The following is a 21,543-nucleotide window of genomic DNA, read 5'->3' as shown; positions in this document are numbered from 1 at the left end:
TTCTTTTGTGTTGTTTACATCACTTTTGAGTCGTTGCGTTACTAGATTAGAGATTAAAGTCTGTAGAACTAGGAAAGAAGCCCATGAGGGACCAAACGTCATCCGGAATTTGTACGTTTGGTCCCTTTTCATAGCCTGATCTTTTCTGCTATACCATCAATTACCCTTCTTCTACTGCCTGTTCTAGGCCCCTCAATGTAAATATCGGCTACATCTGTCCAGTCCTCCATCAATGCTTCCATACTGGCCCGATCACCTTCGCTGGTCAAAACGATGAATAAGGAAGCTTTCGTCGCCTGTTCCTTTTCATGCAATTTAGAGCGTAAATTCAGAAATCGGAATATCAGATCACTGGTATTACTGGTGTTTCGATAGTCATCAATCATTTCTATACTAGCCCAACTACCCCTCACCCAGTCTCCTGTCAGGTAAAGTTGATGGCTGATTTCCGATTGCTCCAGGACATTCCGAATCCGAGTGATGATACGTTGCAGGGAGGCAGGCAAATCGTCGAAGCTTTGGGGTATTCGGGGCTTGTTACTACCAGTAAACCGCGGATCCGTTTTCAACTGTTCAATCAATCGGTACCACTCCTGCCACTTTCCTTTATATGCTCCGTAATCGTCATCTTTATTTACGGGCGCAAACTCTTCCTGTAATTGCAGGTAGGTGGCGGGCCGGTACTTTCTGACTTCCTCACAGCGAACAGCATCCAACCGAAAGGTCTGGTCTGCTTTTTCCATGCCATCCTGGGTGTAGGTGTACAGCGGACTGTTGATATTTAAGGTGATATCCACGAAACTTATACTGAATTCGTCGTCAAATGGACGGCTAATTATCAGCCTTTTAAGCGATTCGTCAAAGTCAAAAACCAAACCATCCGGAAAGCGCTCATTTAGCATTTCGGTGATGGCATGCATTCTGCGACTCGCTACGGCTTCCAGCGGAATAGTCAAGGTAAGCGGTCCACTGATCATCGGATGCCCATTGATCCTATAATCTCTCACAACCAAGCGGTAATTTTCGGGTTGTATCCCAGATCTGCGGGGGCTTCCCTTCAGACTACGCGACAGGTTGTTCAAATATTTTAAACTACTGATCCATGGATAACTACAAGCCGCCACCCGGATATGACTGGCTTTTGCTTCTTCAGACCTTGCCAGCACCCGATAATCCAAAGCCAGGTCTCCAAAAACCAGATTTCCATTGCTTAACAGGACATATGTCCCCGATTTGGGCACTCCTCCCATGGAACGGAGCGAGGGATGCCTATCCAGGAAAGCATTGAAATCCGATGGATTGACCGTGAGATCAAAGTGATATACCTTAAATTCCAAGCCGAACTGTTTTACCATGGATTGAATGGATTGAAACGTACTTTCGGCATCTGTTTCCAAATGTCCTCCAATCAGGTACCGGTCCAGCCCGTTATACTCCATGAGTAAGGGATTACTTCCCATATCGTAATGATAGGTCACGGGTATTGCCGGCCATTGCCAATGAATAGCAAGTTCCGGATTAGACTGATAATAAAAGGGGATGGAAGGAAAACGGCCATCTGCATGGTTCAATCCACTTGGAATGATGCGCAGGCCATCACTCGCATCCAGGTCAAAGGAATGTAACAAGTAAAATATTTTTTTTACCAGGGAAGCAATTTCATCCTGCTGGTGATTCGCATTGCTTAAGGCCGGGGACGGGTAAAAATCATGTCTATAAGCCCTATCTCCTATTTTACCAAGAAGCAGGTGCTTTGGAAAAGCGTTTACATCCGGATTTGGCCAACTGTCAAACGCTTCCAGGGCTTTCAATAGCTTATTAAAAGTCGCCAGCAAATCCTTCATTAATAGGTATCGGTACTGCTGGTATTGATAACTTTCCTCTTCCTCTGTGCCAAAATGCAGCAGCAGCAATTCATCCAATTGACTAGTTAGTTCTGCAAGAGTGGGGTCCTGCTGCAATAAAAAGTCAAATTCTGAGCTAATAAGTTGCAAACCAGCGCGGAGATCAGTCAGGGTATTTCCTTCAAAGATGGCATTTCTGTACAACCGGTCCATCTGCTGCAAGGAAAGCGAGTTTTCTTTTTGGTGAACCACCTTTAGCAGTTGAAGTGGCGATAGCGCATTCAGGGCCTCGCTGATTTTTCGTTTTCGTAAAAAGATGGGGTCATGGCTAACTAGACCTTCCACCTGCTCTTCTTCCATCAACAGAATTCGCAAGCGGCTTACTTGTTCGATTCCCTGATTATCGCAGTTAATATCCCCACATATATCCTGCGGTTTGGGGTAACACTCCAGGTAAAGAAGAAAGACCTTATCTTCCCATCCGGGCAATTCCTCCAGCGGCTGTGCTTCCTCGTCGCCTTCCTCACAAAGTTCCCACAGGGGCATTTGTTCTCCTTCTGGAAAAAAATAGGGACTGTAATTGGCATTTTCATCTGAAAATTCACGAAAATGAGAATAACTTAACCCTTCGATACCAATGGTGTTCTCCGGTGGTTCGGTTTCCGGTACCGCTTCGTGAAGCAAAAGCAGATCGCCGTCAGTCGTAATTCCCACGCCCTGACCGATGCTCACCTGCGGGCCTTCGCCTCCCTCATCCAGGGTAACGTTAAATCCATGAACGATTCCGGCACCATGAAGGGCCAATCGCGTCAGCCGATCCTGGTCTTCAAAGTAGGAAATGGATTCATTTAGCTGCGTGTGGGTAAGTACCTGATCCGCCTTGTAGCGCCTGTAGTTGTAAATAACGGAACTCAATTTGTTTGACATGGCCTGTGTGATTAGATGGTTCCTAGATTCGTTCTTCCTAATATAATCGTATCCCGAAGGGCATTGCTTTCATCTTCCCTTTCACAGTTATAAAGCGTGCCTGTGGGATAAATAGAGCGTAATTCTGCTATTGTTTCAATAAACGGTTGGTGGGAGGCATAATCCCCCTGACTCAGCCCTTTAAGAAATTCCTTGTAGGATTCCTCGAATTGGGCCAGCTGATCTACCTGTTCCAGATTTCCCGTTTGAGCCTTTCCGATCCAGCAAATTTTTGCGAGAATGTGGGCGGGTAATTCCTCCCGAATTAGATTTTCCAGAAAATCCCTGAAATCCCGGTCGGCAAACCGGAAGGTATTACCCGGAAGGACAATCGTGACTTTAAATGAGTAAGGATCCAGGCAAGTGCCCGGCTGGCAGTCGTCTTTACAAAAGGGCAAAAAGGTCTTTTCTACCTTGGATTCCGGATCAAAATCCGGTCGCAACAAGGTGTTTTCTACCAGAAAAATCCCCTCATCATCGAATTGCTGGTTCATAAAATCTATAAAAGAGAGCATTGCGGGTAGTATATTTGGAAACGCGTAATACCGGTATTGACTGGCAATGATGTAATCAGATGTCTGCGTATCCTGCACGGAAGGATTGATGATGCTGAACGAAAACCTTCCCGAAGGCGATATCGTAATCCGGAAACAGCCCACCGCAAATGCCTGGTCTGGAATTTCCTCCAGTTGCTCAAAATATTGAATCAATGTTTCCCTGGGAAACGCTTTCACCAATTGTATCGCCAGGTAAATTTCCCGGTGTGCGGCTGAACGGCTCGGGTAATCCTCTGTTCCGTTCAGCAAAATACTGCGGTTTTGATCATAGACCCGCCATCGGTAAACAGCATCACCATCCGAATTGGTAAGCGGGTAAATCTCGAAAAAGGACCGGGCCAGATTTTTACGCATAAAATTGCGGATTCCTGCCAATAAAGCGACTCTTTTTTCTATTCCCGAAGTGTTATTACTATCCCATAAGTTGCTCAAGGGCTGACGGTAGTAATTCATGGCTGAAGCCCTTTCCACGCTGAAGTTCCCATATTCTTTCAAAAAATAGGATTTGGTATCGAGCACCTGTTGATCCACTCCTTCACCGTAAATTTTTTTCATAATAAAGGCGTACTCACTGAATTTTTCAGCAAATCTGGCAAGCAAGTGATCTTTAATTTTTTGATTTCGGGCATTGGATTCGTCAAAAGCGGAAAACAGTCCTTGCTGAAAGGATTCTTCCGCATATTCCTCATTCAAAAAACCGCCTTCATCACCGATATCCGTAACCGCCTGCGAAAAATACGTTCTTTCGGAAGTTGTAAATACGGAAAGTAATGATTTTACCTGAGACAAATGCTTAAAATAACTGCCTAGAATCTGATCGAAGAAAGTTAGATAAGCCTTGAACTGCTCGGTCTGGACCTTTCTTTCAGCATCAACGGAATCCGGCAAGCCTACCGGGCCTACTCCGTACACTTCGGGAAAGTCATTCCGGATACTGATGAATTCTCCCAAAGGATAGTCTTCTGGTTCTGGCATGGAAGGCTCTTTGGCCTTTCCCTGGTATTGCGCATCGTATTGTTCTCTTCGTAACTTCTCTTTATGAGCATTTACTGCACGTTCATTCACATTTACCGGAAGCAAGCCCTTATAAAAATTAAACTTGCTTTTATCACAAAGCCCCGGCTTTTTACCCGGGTCAATTTTCAGGACCCAACTTCCTTGTTCACTTCCCTCCTCACAATTGTTGATGCGAATGTCCCGAATGGAATTCACGCCTTCCACCTCCATGATCAACTGGATAATATCTGACTGCCGTACTTCCTTTCTAAGAGAGGCTTTCCGTACTTCTTCGGGATCCAGAAAGCCATGAGTCAAGGATGGCCCTTCAAACATCTGATCCATGGAATATCCTTTTGCAGCCATTTCCTGGAAAGAATAAAACTGCAAATCCGGAGAAAAATACTGCTCAATCTTCCATTGTATGATAGCCGAAACCTGCTCTTCGTTTGCTTCCGGGGCTATGTCAATAATGGCACACACCTGTATCGGCTGGGTAGTCACCTCCACTACCTCCACTAAATCTTCACACAGGTTCCTGTTGGCATGATACAGGCGGAAGACCTGTTTTTTAATGGATGCAATAGACACTTCTGGCTCGGTATCTACAAGGATGCGATGCAGACCCTTCAGATCAAAGGAACGGTGGTATTTTTGGGGCAGGCCCTCCCATATACCCGAATCATAGGATAGTTTGAAATTTTTACAATCCGCATACACCGTTTTCGTATAGGGCTCCAACCAGCAATTTTTGACCCCTTGCAAATCGATAACCAACATCCTGTAGTCCAGCTCAGTAAGCGCCTTGCAGGGCAACACCTCAGGTCCCAGGTGAAAATGGTCTTTGAGGTAATTTCTTTTATCCCCTTCGAAGAGCAGGTCCTGAACGGGCAAAGATAGCCGGTAACCCAAATCGGTTAGGGCATAACACAAGATCTCCAGTACGGTAATTCCCGGATCGTGCGTATTGTAATCCGTCCAAATACTTCGACTCATTTCCTGTATGTAAGAAATGCCTTTTTCCCTTAAAAATTGAAAGTCCAGGTCGTCATTACTGCGAATGTTTTTGGATAGCGGGCTATATGAAGTAGCTGTTGTCATGTACGTTTTTTAGCTGATTTCATACAAGGATATATCGTGTGATTCCGCAGATACCAGAATGTGTTTCGGGCTCTTGGGAAATACATTGTCTTTTACTTCTACCTCATTTTTGAACAAAATAGGCCGTTGAATAAAGTCAACGTAGTCTAGTTTCTCCATAAAGTAGATTAAGCCACTCTTATTAATGGAGCTGCTAAAATCAATGGCTTGTTTTTTACCGGAAGTCCAGGGAGATAAGAAAAGAATGAGGTCTTGTTCCATTTGATTTCGGTAAAAAGCAGCATCCAAACCCTTTTTGAATTGGACTTGAACTTTGATTTTTATTTCCTCATACAAAGGGTTGATTACCTTCACCTCCACCTGCGGGGAAATTTTTTCTGATAAAAAGGATTCTATCTGTTCCAATTTGGCACCACTCAGGGCCGGTTTAAAAATATCGTACACATTTTTATTCACCGTATCGGGCACCGCGATCAACAGAACGTTGCCGGGCGATAAAAAAGAGGAAGAACAGGTGTGGTTCAGGCATTTCACCTTATACACTTCCGGAAATTCCTCCAGAATCAAATGCTCAAAATCCCATAGCGAAACGGCTCTGTTTTTATGGCGCAGCCGTTCGCTCACCCGGGTTTGAAATGCCACATCGGTCTCCGGTGCCTTTCCTCCAAAGGAATTGAAGGGCTGAAACACGGTTTTAACCCCCGCCTTTCGTTCTACCATTTTGCTGATGCTTTCAGCCGGTAGGCCATCCTGCAAATGGCTAAGCTCATTTTTACGATCCTCAAATCGGGTTTTCACTGCCTGCGCATACACGCCCAACATCCGGCTGCTAGCATCAAAAGCTTTAGAAGTCCTTACCCGAATCCACACCAAATCATCCTGCATTCGGCTGTGTGATTCAAAGGCCTCCTTCGGCAGGTTCAAAACAAGAATGCCAGATCGTAAAAAATTTTCGGTTTGATTGGAACCCAGCTGATCCTTCGTCAGCAACTTCCAATAATTACCGGCCAATACAGACCATTGCAGCGCGGTTTCAGGAGTGAAGCTCGCATTCGATGGATTTTCACTACCTTCCAAAACCTGAAATAGCAGGGATAGTTGCTGGTCTTTTAACAGTTCATTAATTCCTATAAATAATTCTCCTCCCTCTCCTGGAAAAGCGAGCAAATAATTCTCCTCTGCGGACTGGAAATCTACCGACTTTCTGTCGTTTTCCTGCTCAAAATGTCCGAAATCATCCCGGTAAAACAATTCTACCCCCCCGTAATTCCCCGAACTCAGATCGTAGGTTTCGTCGGTTTCAAAACCTATCTCCAAACGCTCTAACAAAGGCGTGTATGGTTCATTAGGGATGGGTGTTTCCGGCTGGTCGCTGGACATGGCCAATGCGTATAGCCTGGGAAAAAGATCATGCAGGAAGGATTGCAAGGTGGTAACTTTAATACCCCCGCTCGCAGAAATACTGGTTTTTCCAGCCTTCGGTGAAATATCGGTCGCAAAAGAATAGTCACCCGGATCTCCGCTAAACAAAGGGACATCATCTTGATAGTTCGTCCAATCTTGATCTTCTCCCATCGAAATGGTAGCCTTGAAATAAGCATCATTCTTGACAATCAGGTTGGATGGATCGGTATTCACTTTAATCTGGCTCGTCAATAGAGGTGTCTTCAGTCCACCCGGCTCCCATAACAAAAACTTGATCGGCTGGCTCAGGCTCACAAGGGGGGTGAAATGCTGGGAAAGAAAGTTGTCCTTGCTTAAATAGTCTTCTCCTACATCCCGGTATCCAAAATACCATTCTTTAAAGCCCATCGGGGTATTCGACCACTTTCCATCTATCTGCACTCTGGAGGGACTCTTTACTTCCCAATCCGGGTACTTAATATAAAAACTGCTACCCTTTTTGGGTATGCTTCCGAAAGGCTGAAACGGTTTCGCCGGGTTAAGTATTCCTAAATCAGATTCCAAAACCGTCTGCCGTATGCCTTTGTATTTTGCGTAAATCCTGATATTCTTTAATGGGGTTTCACTCAGTCCCTTGATCCAATGGTATGCCTTGGAACCGGAACATTTCAGGTCAAACCAAATCAACGGAGCCCCGCTTCCAATTACCGATTGGTGAACTTTTTCTTCCTGCCCCAATAGTGACGGCTGTTGCTTATCAAGGTGCAGAACAATACTCATTTTCTTTCCTGAAACCGAACAGCTCATTCCCATTTCAGGGTGATTGGAAGGAGAAAGTACCACCCAGCCCTGTTCGCAAGTACAATGGCAGGAAAACAAATCCACGACATCTGATGGATTGCCGGAAAAAGAAAGGTTATTTTTAAACTCAAATTCAAATTTAAAATAGCGGTCGGCTGTGCTTGCAGACCTAAGTGTCGCTGTCGAAACCCCAAACCCGAAAGTACCGGCTTGTAGTGCGGGCAATTCCTGATTATCTCCTGAATGTCCGAAGGGCCACCAGCCTTGATTTGCTGAGGAAAACGAACTACCATTACCATCCAGGGAATCCGCTATCTGGCTAATCCGAATTTTTTTACCGGAACCATCTACATATCTGTTTTTCAATACCGCTACACGGGCCAGATTTGGAAAGAAATCGCTTAACGACCGATAATGCCGGGCGATTCCCAAATCGTCTTTTCCACCGTCAAATAAAGTGCCTGCCGGTAAGTAAACCGGCAGGTTTTTAGCCATCTCGATTACCAAAAAAGCCTCATCAGATCGGGCCGGATTCTTGGGTACCTTCAAAACGGAACGGTAATAAAAATCCAGGTGCCGCTTCGTTATCCCATTTATGCGCTCCCGGGAATAACCCAATAGCTTGAGAAATGCCACCAAAAGGCCAAGTTGTGGGGCAAGGTCTCCTGAATTGGAAAAATGGGCGATTTTTTCCCGAAGACTTCTTTCCAGGTTTTCATATGCTTCTGTTCCTTTAGAGGGTATCTCTTCAAGTTCAATAAGATCCGAAAAAAACACCTGCCAGTTTTGGATGGTTTGACGGGAACCTGAGGTAGCTAAAAAAGGAATAAATCGGGCAAAATTATGGGCAAAAAACACCCAGTCTTCCACATTCAGCCCCATAAGATCCAAATTTTCAGGTTTCAGGGATGCATGCTTCCTGTCTTCCTGGGAAGTGCCTTTTCGCCACAAAATTTTCAATATGTTCAGGTTTTCCGGCTGCATGGTTATAAACGACCCCTTCCTTCAGTCAGGTAATAAGGGTAAACGAGATTCATTCTGGAATTGGTCCCTCTTACAAGGTAGGTCAAATCAATGATTAGCTTTCCTTCAGTACTTTCATCTTCTTTAATGGTAATTTTTTCAACCTCTATCCGGGGTTCGTGGTACAAAATAGCAGTACGAATCAATTCTGACACGTAGGTAATGGTGGTTCGGTTCAGTGCACCGAATTGTAGTTCATCCAACTGACAGCCATACTTTGGCTGCATGATTCGTTCTCCCAGGCGGGTAGATAATAGAATCCACAGGCTTTCCTGAATATCCGCCGTTCCGGAAGACATACTCACAGCTTGGGTCTTCTCATCGAATGAAGGAGGAAAACGCCATCCCCTTCCCAAAAATCCCATATCTTCTTCCATAATCACTTCTGTTAGCCAATTAATACTGTTGGCAGTCCGGCTACGATCGAACCGCCGTGTGTAGTACTGTCGCCCATCCTCGCTGCAGGCATTCCCCCAATAAAAACCGTAGAGGAGCCAGCAACGATGGTATCCGGCGGACCCGAACAGGTAGCCATGTCGCCGACTTTAGCGGCTGGCATCCCTCCTATTAGTACGGTTGGCTCCCCGGGTGGCATGATCGGGCCACCTACATGAGGCACTCCTCCCGGGTTAACCATCGGGCAAACATGCATGTCTGTAATTCTTGCTGCTGGCAATCCCATATACGTGCTAGTTTATTTGAATTAAAGAGCCTTTAACTGTAGTGGTTGCACTGCTAGACAAGGTGGAACCGGCAGATCCTTCAGCAGTGAATTCAGCCTGTGCCGTTATTTTCACATTTGTACCTTCCAGGGAAAGGTCACCGGAACTTTTGATTGCAATGTCACCGGAACTTTCGAAAACCATTCCCCCGCTGTCCATTACTACCGTATTTCCATGGTCATCTTTCAGTGTCACCTGGTCACCGTCATCATCCAAAACAAGGGTTTTTCCGGAGGGTGTTTCCAGGGTCAAAGCCCCCAACTCGTCATCGATGGTGATTTTTATCCCGGCCCGGGATAAGTATCCCTTTTGGTGGTTGTCGTTGGAGCCTGGAAAAGGGCTCGAATGGCTGCTACTATGTAAGGAACCCAACACCACTGCCTGGTTGGGATCTTCATTGATAAAACCTACAATGACTTCATCTCCTATTTCAGGGCGGAACACCAGTCCCCGTTCCTGCCCGGCATCCAGGCAAGCCAGCCGGCACCATACCCCCTGTTCTTCTTCGTTGATGACCGGTAAGGTTACCATGATTCGTTCTTCCCCATCCGGATCATCCTCTAGCTGAGAAACCTTACCGATCTGGAGCCCTTTGACAGCAGCATACAAGCCCGATGCCGGTTGAGTGTGGATGGGATTGGCTTCTGAAAACCAGTCCGGGTCCAAACCAAATTGCACATCCACGGTCCAGTTACCGCCAGCAATTTGGTGTTGTACTCCCGACACATAGGCCGTACCGGAAAACCGGTCCCCCACCCCACTCAGCTCAATCAGCTTTCCCGGTAGCACCTGTGGAATTCCCTGAAATTTCACCCTTCCCCTTATTTTTGACAATTGCCGGATCAACCAATTTGCATCGGCCCAATCCTGAAGACTTGTTTCCGAAATCCGGCCGCCATTTCTTAGTTCCAATGGCCCGGCTCCCATCCTTTCCGATAGGTTTTCCGCACTGATATTCCCGTTTAATCGTACCCCAGGATCAGCCCCCTCAATTTTCACCATTTCCTGATCTGTAGTGTTCCAGCCGTAAGAAGCTACTGCTGAAAATTGGTTTCTACCGTCCATTTCGGCATCAAACTCCAAAATATTAGCTCCAAAAGTAGCCGTCTCCAACGGTGTCTGGCCTACGTCAGGAGCGTTTACCTTTACTTTCCCATCTTCTACCTGCACTAACCTACCATTGGCCTGAGCACGTGTGACTAAAAAGTCCCAATCGGAGCATTGGTACTGGATCAATTCCGGATGGGTGTAATGGGTGGATTCCACCTCAGCTTCCAGCTCGTTTCTCTGAATGAGCACTTCCATCAGGTCACTATCAGCCTGATCGTAATAATACCCTGATTTTCTGCCCTGAGTCATTTTGTAAGCTTTGTCCCGGCAGTCCAAAACCAACTGTTGCCTACCATCCCTAATCCGCAATTTGTGGTTGGTGATAATTCCTTTAAAAACCCCTGAATTGTCGTTATGATACCCGCATAAAATTTCGATTTCATTGCCTGGTAAAAAGGTTTCTTCATTGCTGATCGGAAAGTCCCTTCTGGCCACATCACCATCAATCAGGGTAACTCTGGCATACGGAATCCGGTTGATTTCCCGTTGGATAGATACGGATTGAATTTGAACCGTATCCGGAACGGACTGTCCCTTAACAAGCAGTTCCAGGGTAACCAAATCTGAACTTCGCCCCGTTTGGATTACATCATTATTAGGCATGTCATTGTTTTTGAAGGGGTGGAAAATAGAGCGTCTGTCCCGGTTTTAAGTTCCTGAAATTTGCCAGTTTATTTGCTCTGGCTACTTCCAGGTAGTAACCAGGGTCTCCATAAATTCTCTGCGCCATTAGGGGGAGGTTTTCCCCTGCTTTTACCACCCGGTAATGGGTCAGATCCGGAGAACTGTTATTCTCTTTTGCCGCCCGAAGGTTGTCCTCAACGAACCCTTTGAATTTGGCTTTGGCCAGGGCTCGTAAAGGGGTTCCATCCGAGCGAAACAACTTGAATTCCAGCGTCATTTCGGTGAGGCACCCTTTGAATAAAAGACTTCCCCAGGAAATCATGACATAATTAGGTTTATGTTCTTCCCCGTTATAGTCTAATATCACTTTTTTGAAGTGCTCAATGTCGTCTATTACCCCATCTTCCACCGCCTCCTTACCGGGTACGATGCCCGTGCGGTCAAACAGAAAATCCAGTTCTAGTTCCTCTGGTAACTTCTTATTAAAGCGCGTGGGCGCAGCACTGGTCCCGGGCGCCTGGTCTTCGTTTTGATCTATCTTGTACTGATAGCGGTATTTCTCCGGGTTCAATAAGGTAGAAAATTCCCCGTCAGCGACCTTTTCATTGAACTCCGGGTCGCTGTACGCAATTAATTTTAACTTTTCTAACTTTCCTTCGCTCATGCTATTACCTTTCTTTTTGAAGTTTGAGCAATTCCATAACCTGCTCCACGCAGATGGCTACCACTTCATCCGTTCCGGTACTTTTTCCTTTTTTCGTTTTTCCCGAATCATCCACATTGATCTTGATGTGTAACTCTTTGATTTCTATAGGCATCAATCTAAAATTTTAAAATAGTGGTATGAAAATTCGAGGGTTTCGATGACCAGTTTGCTTTCCTGGGCATTAAAATCATCCATTGCCCATTTGACCGGGAAAGCATGGACTACATTCCAGGTCCGCAACGGCTCGTGCTTTTCATTCAAAAGGCGAATGGTAAGGTCTTTAGGTATGAATTCAAAACCCTCCATGGCATCTCTGCACCATTGGATCAGCTCTGATTCTAGCGCCATTCCTCTCTTCAAAACCAGATTCGGATACTTGGTTTTCACCGGAAATTTATGCTTGAACCTGTTTTCACCCCCTTCCGCAAACTCCTCTGTCTCCATATCAACCGTCAATCCAGATACAGACTGAAATTGAGTATCACCATCTTCTTCCAGTCCGGTAAAACTGACCGAAAAATGAAAACCAACCGGCGGGTAATCATAAGCCATACCTATTCGTTTTGAATGCTCAGACCCTCATGGACCAACTCCATGCTTTCAATCGCCACCTCATTGCCATCTGCTTTTAAATCTGTAGATTGCACCTTGGTAGGCCAGGCATTTTTTACCTTCCAGACTACCACTGGCTCGTGTTCTTCATTCAATAGCGATATGGTAATGTCTCTCCTTTCTATTTGATTGAGCTGTACTGAATTCCACCAGGCATAAAACTCATTATCACTGGCAAAAGTCCCTCTTTTGAGGGTAATGTTGCTAAATTTCTGCATTCCCGGCATTTTGGTTTTGCTGTATTCGGGACTTGCCCCGTGCCGGTATTCGATGACCTCCGTTTCTACGTCCAGGCCGGAAACTTCTGTAAATCCGATATTCGTTCCAGCCCATTCTACCTGGAAGTGAAACTTAGATAATGGATAACTCATGGTTTGTTACATTTTAGGGTGTGAAATTACGTAATCAGGACTCCTGCATCTTGTGAGAAAACTTCAGGATGATAAATTCGGCGGGTCTAACTACTGCCATACCGATTTCCACAATCATTTTTCCTTCCAATACATCCATGGCAGTCATGGTCTGCCCCAAACCAATTCGAACATAAAATGCATGTTCTGGTTTTGCGCCTGCTAATGCTCCGGCGCGCCATTGTTGGATCAGGAAGTTTTCGATCATAGCGCGAACCTTCACCCAGGTATTGGCATCGTTTGGTTCGAATACAAATTGTTCGGTGGCTTTTTTGGTCGATTCTTCTACCATATTGAAAAACCTTCTGACCGATACATAGCGCCATTCGTTATCATTACCTGCCAGTGTACGGGCTCCCCAGACAAGGGTGCCTTTCCCGGTAAAGGAGCGGATGGCATTGATGGATTTTCCCGCAGTGGTGTCCACATTGAGCCTGTCCTGCATGTCGTTAGTGATTTTAACGCTTGGCTTTACCACGTAATTTAACGACACGTTTGCCGGTGCTTTCCAAACACCGGTATTGGAATCGACGCGCGCATACACGCCTGCTATTAGTGAAGATGGGGGTAACAGGACTTTTAGTTTGTTAATTTCTGCCTTGATATTATTGTAGGTAGCACTGTCTATGTCCTCCACTTCACTTAGAGAAAGACCTTCAAGCTCTCCTTCCGACACCATATCCAATTCCTCAATATCCAGGAGGGCATCTAAAATCGTCGGATCGATCAAATCCAGGATACCCTGCAAAAGTGTGTTAATGTCCGTACCGGTGAGGGTGGTTTGAGCATCGGTAGAAGCTTGCTTAACGGCTGCCCCATTGACATCGTCATTAAGAATATCCAAATGCCCCTGCAGTCCCTGGATAAGAGATGGTAAATTGGCGGCATCCTCCAGTTCATCGTTTAACGCATTAGAAGCCTCGGTAGCAACTGTTGCCAACGTTTCGTCCACCTCTTGAGCAAGTGCTGCCACATTGTTGGTATCCTCCACCACTTCGGTCATCAGCCCCGCAAAGGCATTCAATCCATCCACAATTCCCTGCAATGGATCAATCACCGTTGACTTGGTGGTAACTGCATTTTCATCCGTTTCTGCCTGAAGGGCGGTATTGGCATCCGAAAATGCGGTGACTTCCGAAGGCAAATCCGTCATGATTACTTCCGCTTCCAGCAAAATATCATCGACCTCCTCCAGTATATCTGAAACCGGGGAAGCATCCGAAATGACATGCGTAATTTCGATTTCCTCGGGATCGTATTGGTAATTCAAAATAGTTTCCAGGTACGGAAAATAGACTGCTCCGTATTTTTTAAGTTCCAAATCCGAAGTAATCAATTCCCTTACGCCCGTTTCCAGCGAAATTTCCGTTTCCATGTTGTTGGTATAGGTATCCAAAATGGTAAACCTGTCTCTCATTTTTCTGCACAAAGCCAGGGCATTATTATACAATGAGTAAAATTCGCTTGGCTCCGGCAAGGAGGTGGCATCCGGAAAAAGAATCAAGGTTGGTTCATCCTCCTTTTCCAGCTCCTGCAAACCTACGTTTAAAGCGGCCAAGGTTACCGGTGTAATTGGATCGGCATCCGCATATACGCCCACCGAAATAATATAACAGGGACCGCCACCATTGGCAAAATAAGCCTGCAGGGCATAGTACATCAAAAAAGGAGACTTGTCTTCCGGGTCGGGGTGCTCGACCAAAATATTCTTTTCTCCTAGTTCTTCGGTAACCTGAACCTTAATCTCCGTTTCGGGTTCCGGTCCGCCAAAAAAATTCTCGTATTCCAATAAGGATACGATTCTTTTAGGTTGGTTCGAAAGGGTTTCGGTAGTATCTGCTTCTTTTTCACGGGCTTTTTCGGTGTATCCGATAAATGCCGGAATGGCGGTTTCTACCTGCGCTACGGATGGAGGAAATTTTGAAATTTCCTCAATGTAGACACCCGGGGTTCTGTAATTTGCTGCCATGATTCATCCTGTTAAATGGTGATTTCTGAATAATAATTGTTTCCTTCTGAATTAATACGTTTTATCCCCGGATTGGGGAACCTGAATTGGCTGATTGATCCCGCATCCACATCAAAATCGGCCTCAGGGTCAAGTTCCACAAAACCATTTTTTGTAAGCGGTTTGGGTTGGTTGGTCTCTATTTCCGTTCCGCTGGAGGCTTGCAAAAATCTCCAATAGGTACGACGGTTATTGAAATGAATTTTAAAGACCGTAGGCGTAATTTTAATAGACTGATTGATATTGATTACGTTTCGCGCCCCGGATTCTCCCTGCATCCGAATTAAAAGTAAGCCCACAGGCGAAACTCCAGTATGCAGACCCGCGTACCTTTCCATTAACACCTGAAAGTTTTCACCGGATACCAGCCAATTGTCAGAAAAATATTCGGATTCATTGTCCAATGGAATGGGGTGGAAATTCAACCCCTCTGGTTCTTCTGGTTGAAAATTAGCAAAAAGCATTTTATTCCCAACCAGAAAAGGCATGTCGGTGTAATTTTCAAAATGCGGATCCCTGTATTCAACCGTAAAGGCAAGCGTCAACTCCTGCTCTATCGGAATAAAACTTTCCTGCGGCGCATCCTCGCCAACCCTTACCAGAACCCGGAACTTGCTGGAACTATTTTTTACAAGGAATTGAAAGCGTTCCAAATTTCTCCGGGTTGCTGTCGTAGGATTAATTTTCAAAAGGGATTCCCAACGATAAAACCTTAGTGCTTTTTCCCTATCATTATCCGGCATGTCTTCAAACCGCTCTTCCCCATTATTTAAATGGAAATTGTGCAGAATATCAATTGAAAACAGGGTTCTATAGGCGGCGACTTGCATAACTATGATCGGTTTTTTACATCGGAACGAATGCGCTGAATCAATGGCCCCTTTGATTGGCTCATATCCCTTTCCAGTGGAAGTAGGTTTAGCTGGTACAGCGCGGATGGAAATTGCTTCCCCCCCAAGGTGCCCCAGATAAAATTCAATTCCTCGAAAGTAGGCGTGTATAACTCCATGGTAAACCGGAAATTCCCCACCTGTTGCATGGAGTCTAGTTCCCGGTCAAAAACAGTATTGCCCTGCGTAAACAGTTTTTTTCCCTGAAAAAAAGAGATAACGGCCGATAAATCTTTTAGGGATTTGCTGTACATATTGCGATTGGCAGAAAACAATAAAAACAAATGCAGGTTAATCACCCGATTCCGGTACTGTACCTGATCCTCCCTCAACTGGTGATTGGGAAAATTCTTCATCGTTCCTTCCTCGTGGAGGTTTACCAGCGTTAAAACCATTTTATCCCGCATGGCATCCGCTGCGTCGGAAGATCCTTCTGCCAGGGCGATGTTTTCTATAATTAATTGAGAATCTTCCAGCCCCATTTCCTGAAAGTATTGGTTTACCTGCTCGCTGAGAATCTGGAAAACTTCAAAAATCATTGGTAATTATGCTAAATTATACGCGTCTAAAAGATCAATATTCCTGAGCCCTGATGCTTCCCTGTGATTTATCCGGAGTAAACCGTTTGAAAACGTTCGAATTCCTCCGATAAGCCAGACACCGAAGTAGTGAAACAACTACCGTTTAGCTATAGATAGCTACTAAATTTTGCTGCTTGTATCACAGTCAAAATTTAACACTACCTTCTCAAATTTGAAAGAAATTTACATCAAATCCAAGTGTTTCAATAAAAATTTAAAGGGTAAAAAATGAGGATTTGCATATAGAAAAATAACGTTTTCATCGCTTTTCTCATAAATGGTATTTAAAGATTAAAAAAGAATACTTATCTGTTTCATTTTTCTCCCTACCTGTTGGAACCTTTCCGCAAAAGCCGTTTCTTCATCATCGGATCGATATTCCCTTTTCGATCCGATTTGGAGCGAAATAGCTCCGCAGCATGAGAAATATTCTAGTCCTAATGGCCCACCCTACATTTGAGCATTCCAGGATAATGAAAGGCATGGTAACGGAAGTCCAGGACATGCCACATGTGACAATCCGTGAATTGTATAAGTTGGATTCAGATTTTTATGGGAAAGCTTCCATGCAGGAAAAATTGCTCAATTCCGAATTAAACCGTCGATTTAGTCTGAATGATCATGCCTGGGATGCCTCTGTGATTAAGGAAGGTTTAAAAGAAAATAAAGAAAAAGGCGGTTCCTAAAGAAAGGTTACCAGGCTTTCCCTATCTTTTCCAATATCTTGTAGGTGATCAGGTAGGTAGGTCGTACACCGTCTTTTCCCAACGCTCCTGAAGCCAGCGTGCTTCCGGTTTCCAGGGGATTGTCCGAGGCATAATAGGAATACATTACCTTCACACTTTTGCGAATGCTGTTTCGAATTTTGCTCGCCGATTGAATGGCCTTTTGGTAGTGGGCCCCTTCCATTTCCAAGCCGATAGCCTGCCAGGAGGAGTCCATAAAGTAACCTAACACATCCCGGTTTTGTAATGAGGTGCCCAGGACGGTAATCATAGGCCCCTCATATACACCCAAGCCGTACCCTTCAAAATCTTCCGGATCCAATTCATTTTTAAACGGATAATTATCCGCAGTCCCTTCAAAAACATGGGAATTGGGAATCATTATATCCCCTTTTTTACCCTCTAATATACCCGCCTTGCCCATGATCGAGCTTGAAATGATATTCAGCGGTATTTTTTGCTGACCAATTTCATACGGCTTTAGCAACTCGTCAAAGCATTCGTAGGCTTGTTCGCCAAAGGCGTAATCCATAACCACCAAAACCGGCCGTTTTTTGCTTTCCTCAGGTAAAGGCAAACCCGGTAAAAGCGTACCGGACTCCATTTTTCCGGTATCGATTATCTGTACTCCGATATTGGTACCCGAAGTATCCGGAACAGAAATCAAGCCATGACTCCGGGCATACTCCAGCATTTCCTTTTCCCTATTGCCTTTCGATTGAATGCTTATTTTTAAGGCCATTTCCTCAATCGCTTCGTAATTTTCCAGCCCAAGGGCCTGGTGCCCATAAATGGTATTGACCACGCTGTGAAGGTTAGCACTGATTACATGCATTGGGCGCTCCAACAGGTTTTCCTCATCCAGCACCACCTTGATCGTATTGGCCCAGCTTTCTCCATATACATGGTGCCCCACCCGTTCTCGGAGGGTTGCAGAAAAAGAAACTTCCCGGTCATTCCCCTCCAATGCCTCTTCCATGGATAACCGTCCCATATGGTAAATGATGGCAAACAGGCTGTTACTATTCTGAGAAGTCTTGAATTTCTGTACGGCGGATTTGGTCTCTTCAAAGGTTCTTCCCGTAAGGTGGCTTAGGTAAGAACAAGCAGCCTCTTCATTGAACTCCTCGCCATTTTCTTCCTGGCTAACCACCTGCTGTAGTTTTTTCCAATTTAGATTGATCCGGCCTTTAGGATCACTACTATTCTTTCGAATTTTTTCAGATTCAATGAATAAAAAAGTAAGGTGGGTCAGGATGTCGTAGATATCACTTTTTCCCCGGGTCATTTCCACATACATCTGTTCCTCATCCACCCGGTAACAATTTCGCTTTCTTTTGGCCGGAACCAAGGCGGGAAATCCGGAGTCCTCGTACCCTTCCCTACTGATCAGGCGAATGTACCGACACTCTTCGATTCCACTGGGTAATCGCTCCATAACGTACAATAAGCCATCCAATTCCAACTTTTCCGGGTCATTGACCAAACCATAAATTTCCGGACTTAATGTGAGCAGTGCCTGTACCAGCGACTCCCCCGAAACACCTGTAGGCTTGTAATTTCCCCGCATGAAAAGGTGACGCATGGTGATGTACAATCGCTCGATTGCAGATCTGGATTCCTGAGCTTTAGTTCGTTTCATAAAAGTATAGGCAGTAACATTTTTACAAACTTACTACTTTTTACCGGGCTGATGCCCTGCTCAAGCGGTTAAAAAGTAAAGCATCAGCTGACTTTACTTTAACTTTTCAGCAAATACCTTTTTAAATTTTTCAACCTTAGGCCGAATCACAAACTGACAATAAGGTTGATTCCCATTTAATTCGAAATAGTTAGTATGGTATGCCTCTGCGGGGTAAAAGTTGGAAAAAGGGGTAATTTCAGTTACAATGGGGTTATCAAATGCCCCAGATTCGTCCAGCGACTGCCTGAGTTTAAGTGCCTCTTGTTGCTGGTTTTCTGAATGGTAGAAAATTGCCGATCGGTACTGCGGTCCCACATCTGCCCCCTGTCGATTCAAGGTCGTTGGATCATGACTGGACCAAAAAACCTCCAACAATTCGGGAAAGGCAATGACTTCCGGATCAAACACCACATGGACCACTTCGGCATGTCCTGTGGTTCCGGTAACCACGTCCTGATAAGAAGGGTTTTCTACGTGCCCGCCTGAAAACCCGGACTGCACGCGCTCTACGCCTTTCAACTTTTGAAAAACGGCCTCCGTACACCAGAAGCAGCCTGTTCCAAAGGTAGCAGCTGCTTTTGAATCCGGTATTTGTACGGTCGTTTTAGGTAGGTCGCTCATAATTATTCACATTTAAGTCTAATGGTAACAGGTTCCGATAATGAAAAGTTTGACTTCACCGGCTTACCATTTACCAACACTTCCAATAGCCCCTCTCCCTGAAGCCAGGTAAGCGCACATTTTTCTTCCTCTAGAAATGAACGCCAGTCAATTGGATAGATCCAGCGTAACACGTCGGTGGGGCTAAAGTAGCTCCCCTTATTTCTTTGGGCCATTTCCATGGTAGCCAGTACCAATATGCCTTCGTCCAGGTAATTCATGTTAGAAAAGATTCAGTTGTCCATTTCCTTTAAATATGTCCAAATCAAACGCAGGCATTTTTTCGCCCTTTAGGTGTTTTCTTACCGAAGCCCGAAACAGTCCTGCTATGCTATCCGCTAAAATACCGTCTCCTTTGATCCTTCTTCCCCATTCCGTGTCATTACTATGACCGGCGTGCAACGATTCTATCTGATGCATAACTTTATGCTTTCGATCAGGAAAATGTACTTCCAGCCATTCTTGAAACAACTCTTTAAGCTGCCCGTTTAGCCGAACGACCGTATATCCCGCTTTTCTGGCACCTGCAGCGGCCGCTTGCCGAATGATTTCCGGCATGGCTTCCGTGTTGATTCCTGGAATTAACGGTGCAACCATAATGCCACAAGGAATCCCCTGCTCTGAAAATGTTCGGATGAGTTCGATTTTTTTTCGGGCGGTCGCCGTTCGGGGTTCCAAAATCCGTTTTAATCCGGGGTCAAGATGGTTAATGGAAAAATAAACATGAACCAACCTTTTTTCAGCCAATAATTTAAGTGTCGGTAGGTCCCTCTCTATCAAGCCATTTTTAGTAATGATACTGACCGGATGGCAAAATTCCAGGCAAAGTTCGAGTATCTTAGCGGTCAGTTTAAATTTCCGCTCCGCAGGCTGGTAACAATCGGTGTTTCCGGATAACATGATGGGGTTGGGCTTGTACCGCTTCTTCTCGAATTCCCTTCTTAGGGAGGAAACAATATCCTTTTTTACCAAGATCTTACTCTCAAATCCCAAGCCGGCATCGTAGCCCCAATACGTATGGCTGTTTCGTGCGTAACAATAGATGCAGCCATGCTCGCATCCCTGATACGGGTTTACGGATGAACTTAAAGGTATGTCCGGACTATCATTGGTGCTGATTGCTGTTTTGCTGCTCACCATTAAATACTCGGTGGTCAGACGCTGCTCGGTTTCATCCAGATCCATACCCTCTGCATGTTCCCTGACAAATCTGTTTTTTTCATACAAATTATCAGGCCTGTTGCCCGTACCCCTGCCTTTTGGAAAATTTGATTTCATCAAAGGCAATATAAAAAATTAACGGAACTTATCCGGCTATCAAGTATTGCAGATGATGATAAATGCCGGAGGAAAATTTTTAAGCGTAAAGGCTGTTTTGATATTGCTGAAATAGGAAGCAAATTGAAAACGCAAAAGGTAAGAATAACAAATTTGAATGAAAAACCCGCTTGGTTTCAGAATCAACCGGCTTTTTTCATAAATGGCAGTTCTGGATTCTTTAGGTATAAGGCTAAAGGGCAAGGAGGACAAAATCAAATCCACCGCTTTTCCGTCCAAATGCTTGTCGAGGTTTTCGGCCGAATCACATATGATTTTTACATTTTCCGAGGCAAATTGCCGGCTCAAATTTCTGCAAAAATGCTCGCTGATTTCAAAAACGTACAAAACTGAATCTGAATCCATGCGTTCCACGATTCCACGGGTAATGCTTCCATCTCCCCCTCCTAACTCAATAATGACTTTTGCTCCGTTAAAATCAGCAAATGACAACATTTTATTTACCAGTGATTTTGAGCTAAATGTAACCGCACCTGTAGTTTTTATATTGACAAACAATTCTTTAAAAAGCGAACTTTTCTTCATTTGGAAATGGAATTAGCCTGGGATAGAATTAATTATTATTTTAAATAGGTCCTTCTTATTATTCTGTTCTATTAACAAACTTCAAAGTTACTAAAAACAACCTCATTTAAGTCACTTTTTTGTAAAAAAGGGGAAATCATTTCTTTCCATTACATTATTCAGCATTTATAAACCATTCCTGTATAGAAATGAAAGGCTGGTAAAAAAAATATTCAATTTTGCATATTACTGATTTATTTTGTTGTTTGCCAGGATT

The 21,543-nt window shown here is 44.7% G+C and carries 19 protein-coding genes; 1 reads left to right on the top strand and 18 read right to left on the bottom strand.

Annotated elements, in window-relative coordinates; genetic code table 11:
* Positions 1 to 128: 128 nt before the first annotated feature.
* From GJQ68_RS00850 to GJQ68_RS00795, 13 genes are read right to left on the bottom strand one after another with little or no spacing between them, the layout of a single operon-like run.
* Positions 129 to 2,771 (bottom strand): hypothetical protein, encoded by a 2,643-nt coding sequence (locus GJQ68_RS00850; protein ID WP_162415421.1) that lies wholly within the window; start codon positions 2,769 to 2,771, stop codon positions 129 to 131.
* Between the two features lie 11 nt (positions 2,772 to 2,782).
* Positions 2,783 to 5,464 carry a hypothetical protein gene (locus tag GJQ68_RS00845; protein ID WP_162415420.1) on the bottom strand — a complete coding sequence of 894 codons (2,682 nt, stop codon included), beginning with the start codon at positions 5,462 to 5,464 and terminating at the stop codon, positions 2,783 to 2,785.
* Positions 5,465 to 5,473: 9 nt separating this feature from the next.
* On the bottom strand, positions 5,474 to 8,629 hold the full coding sequence (locus tag GJQ68_RS00840) for a baseplate J/gp47 family protein (RefSeq protein WP_162415419.1): 3,156 nt from the start codon (positions 8,627 to 8,629) through the stop codon (positions 5,474 to 5,476).
* A gap of 26 nt (positions 8,630 to 8,655) precedes the next feature.
* A complete protein-coding gene (locus GJQ68_RS00835; protein ID WP_162415418.1) occupies positions 8,656 to 9,069 on the bottom strand; it encodes a GPW/gp25 family protein in 414 nt (137 codons plus the stop codon).
* Positions 9,070 to 9,080: 11 nt separating this feature from the next.
* A complete protein-coding gene (locus GJQ68_RS00830) occupies positions 9,081 to 9,374 on the bottom strand; it encodes a PAAR domain-containing protein (RefSeq protein WP_162415417.1) in 294 nt (97 codons plus the stop codon).
* A gap of 7 nt (positions 9,375 to 9,381) precedes the next feature.
* Positions 9,382 to 11,127 carry a type VI secretion system tip protein VgrG gene (gene vgrG / locus GJQ68_RS00825; protein WP_162415416.1) on the bottom strand — a complete coding sequence of 582 codons (1,746 nt, stop codon included), beginning with the start codon at positions 11,125 to 11,127 and terminating at the stop codon, positions 9,382 to 9,384.
* Between the two features lies 1 nt (position 11,128).
* Positions 11,129 to 11,812 carry a CIS tube protein gene (locus GJQ68_RS00820; protein WP_162415415.1) on the bottom strand — a complete coding sequence of 228 codons (684 nt, stop codon included), beginning with the start codon at positions 11,810 to 11,812 and terminating at the stop codon, positions 11,129 to 11,131.
* 4 nt (positions 11,813 to 11,816) lie between these two features.
* Entirely contained in the window at positions 11,817 to 11,966 is a 150-nt protein-coding gene (locus GJQ68_RS23130; protein ID WP_202927850.1) for a DUF5908 family protein, read from the bottom strand.
* Positions 11,966 to 12,406: a phage tail protein gene (locus GJQ68_RS00815; RefSeq protein WP_162415414.1), complete on the bottom strand. Its 441-nt coding sequence runs from the start codon at positions 12,404 to 12,406 to the stop codon at positions 11,966 to 11,968. Before GJQ68_RS00815 ends, GJQ68_RS23130 begins: the two co-directional genes overlap by 1 nt.
* Before the next feature lie 2 nt (positions 12,407 to 12,408).
* Positions 12,409 to 12,837, bottom strand: a complete 429-nt coding sequence (locus tag GJQ68_RS00810) for a phage tail protein (protein WP_162339770.1) — start codon at positions 12,835 to 12,837, stop codon at positions 12,409 to 12,411.
* Between the two features lie 34 nt (positions 12,838 to 12,871).
* Positions 12,872 to 14,845 (bottom strand): phage tail sheath family protein, encoded by a 1,974-nt coding sequence (locus GJQ68_RS00805; protein ID WP_162415413.1) that lies wholly within the window; start codon positions 14,843 to 14,845, stop codon positions 12,872 to 12,874.
* An 11-nt stretch (positions 14,846 to 14,856) separates the two neighbouring features.
* Positions 14,857 to 15,714, bottom strand: a complete 858-nt coding sequence (locus GJQ68_RS00800) for a hypothetical protein (protein ID WP_162415412.1) — start codon at positions 15,712 to 15,714, stop codon at positions 14,857 to 14,859.
* A 2-nt stretch (positions 15,715 to 15,716) separates the two neighbouring features.
* A complete protein-coding gene (locus tag GJQ68_RS00795) occupies positions 15,717 to 16,313 on the bottom strand; it encodes a DUF4255 domain-containing protein (protein WP_162415411.1) in 597 nt (198 codons plus the stop codon).
* A 461-nt stretch (positions 16,314 to 16,774) separates the two neighbouring features.
* Between GJQ68_RS00795 and GJQ68_RS00790 the strand changes: the two genes are divergently transcribed.
* Positions 16,775 to 17,041, top strand: coding sequence for an NADPH-dependent FMN reductase family protein (locus tag GJQ68_RS00790; protein ID WP_162415274.1), 267 nt, complete (start codon positions 16,775 to 16,777; stop codon positions 17,039 to 17,041).
* A gap of 7 nt (positions 17,042 to 17,048) precedes the next feature.
* Here GJQ68_RS00790 and GJQ68_RS00785 read toward each other — a convergent pair whose 3' ends face one another.
* From GJQ68_RS00785 to GJQ68_RS00765, 5 genes are all read right to left on the bottom strand, one after another.
* Positions 17,049 to 18,722, bottom strand: a complete 1,674-nt coding sequence (locus tag GJQ68_RS00785) for a DUF6909 family protein (protein ID WP_162415410.1) — start codon at positions 18,720 to 18,722, stop codon at positions 17,049 to 17,051.
* Between the two features lie 93 nt (positions 18,723 to 18,815).
* On the bottom strand, positions 18,816 to 19,385 hold the full coding sequence (msrA, locus tag GJQ68_RS00780) for a peptide-methionine (S)-S-oxide reductase MsrA (protein WP_162415409.1): 570 nt from the start codon (positions 19,383 to 19,385) through the stop codon (positions 18,816 to 18,818).
* A gap of 2 nt (positions 19,386 to 19,387) precedes the next feature.
* Complete coding sequence (locus tag GJQ68_RS00775; protein ID WP_162415408.1) at positions 19,388 to 19,645, bottom strand: hypothetical protein; 258 nt, start codon at positions 19,643 to 19,645, stop codon at positions 19,388 to 19,390.
* A gap of 1 nt (position 19,646) precedes the next feature.
* A complete protein-coding gene (locus tag GJQ68_RS00770; protein WP_162415407.1) occupies positions 19,647 to 20,702 on the bottom strand; it encodes a PA0069 family radical SAM protein in 1,056 nt (351 codons plus the stop codon).
* A gap of 39 nt (positions 20,703 to 20,741) precedes the next feature.
* A complete protein-coding gene (locus GJQ68_RS00765) occupies positions 20,742 to 21,287 on the bottom strand; it encodes a class I SAM-dependent methyltransferase (protein WP_162415406.1) in 546 nt (181 codons plus the stop codon).
* Between the last annotated feature and the right edge of the window lie 256 nt (positions 21,288 to 21,543).

The organism is Cyclobacterium roseum (assembly GCF_010119225.1).
Classification (GTDB): domain Bacteria; phylum Bacteroidota; class Bacteroidia; order Cytophagales; family Cyclobacteriaceae; genus Cyclobacterium; species Cyclobacterium roseum.
This window is presented reverse-complemented; position numbering and strand designations above follow the sequence as displayed.

Excerpts from the sequence above, each read along its gene's own strand:
- GJQ68_RS00850 (WP_162415421.1), bottom strand. The coding sequence starts at position 2,771 with ATGTCAAACAAATTGAGTTCCGTTATTTACAACTACAGGCGCTACAAG.
- GJQ68_RS00845 (WP_162415420.1), bottom strand. The coding sequence starts at position 5,464 with ATGACAACAGCTACTTCATATAGCCCGCTATCCAAAAACATTCGCAGT.
- GJQ68_RS00835 (WP_162415418.1), bottom strand. The coding sequence starts at position 9,069 with ATGGAAGAAGATATGGGATTTTTGGGAAGGGGATGGCGTTTTCCTCCT.
- GJQ68_RS00830 (WP_162415417.1), bottom strand. The coding sequence starts at position 9,374 with ATGGGATTGCCAGCAGCAAGAATTACAGACATGCATGTTTGCCCGATG.
- vgrG (WP_162415416.1), bottom strand. The coding sequence starts at position 11,127 with ATGCCTAATAATGATGTAATCCAAACGGGGCGAAGTTCAGATTTGGTT.
- GJQ68_RS00820 (WP_162415415.1), bottom strand. The coding sequence starts at position 11,812 with ATGAGCGAAGGAAAGTTAGAAAAGTTAAAATTAATTGCGTACAGCGAC.
- GJQ68_RS23130 (WP_202927850.1), bottom strand. The coding sequence starts at position 11,966 with ATGCCTATAGAAATCAAAGAGTTACACATCAAGATCAATGTGGATGAT.
- GJQ68_RS00815 (WP_162415414.1), bottom strand. The coding sequence starts at position 12,406 with ATGGCTTATGATTACCCGCCGGTTGGTTTTCATTTTTCGGTCAGTTTT.
- GJQ68_RS00810 (WP_162339770.1), bottom strand. The coding sequence starts at position 12,837 with ATGAGTTATCCATTATCTAAGTTTCACTTCCAGGTAGAATGGGCTGGA.
- GJQ68_RS00805 (WP_162415413.1), bottom strand. The coding sequence starts at position 14,845 with ATGGCAGCAAATTACAGAACCCCGGGTGTCTACATTGAGGAAATTTCA.
- GJQ68_RS00800 (WP_162415412.1), bottom strand. The coding sequence starts at position 15,714 with ATGCAAGTCGCCGCCTATAGAACCCTGTTTTCAATTGATATTCTGCAC.
- GJQ68_RS00795 (WP_162415411.1), bottom strand. The coding sequence starts at position 16,313 with ATGATTTTTGAAGTTTTCCAGATTCTCAGCGAGCAGGTAAACCAATAC.
- GJQ68_RS00790 (WP_162415274.1), top strand. The coding sequence starts at position 16,775 with ATGAGAAATATTCTAGTCCTAATGGCCCACCCTACATTTGAGCATTCC.
- GJQ68_RS00785 (WP_162415410.1), bottom strand. The coding sequence starts at position 18,722 with ATGAAACGAACTAAAGCTCAGGAATCCAGATCTGCAATCGAGCGATTG.
- msrA (WP_162415409.1), bottom strand. The coding sequence starts at position 19,385 with ATGAGCGACCTACCTAAAACGACCGTACAAATACCGGATTCAAAAGCA.
- GJQ68_RS00775 (WP_162415408.1), bottom strand. The coding sequence starts at position 19,645 with ATGAATTACCTGGACGAAGGCATATTGGTACTGGCTACCATGGAAATG.
- GJQ68_RS00770 (WP_162415407.1), bottom strand. The coding sequence starts at position 20,702 with ATGAAATCAAATTTTCCAAAAGGCAGGGGTACGGGCAACAGGCCTGAT.
- GJQ68_RS00765 (WP_162415406.1), bottom strand. The coding sequence starts at position 21,287 with ATGAAGAAAAGTTCGCTTTTTAAAGAATTGTTTGTCAATATAAAAACT.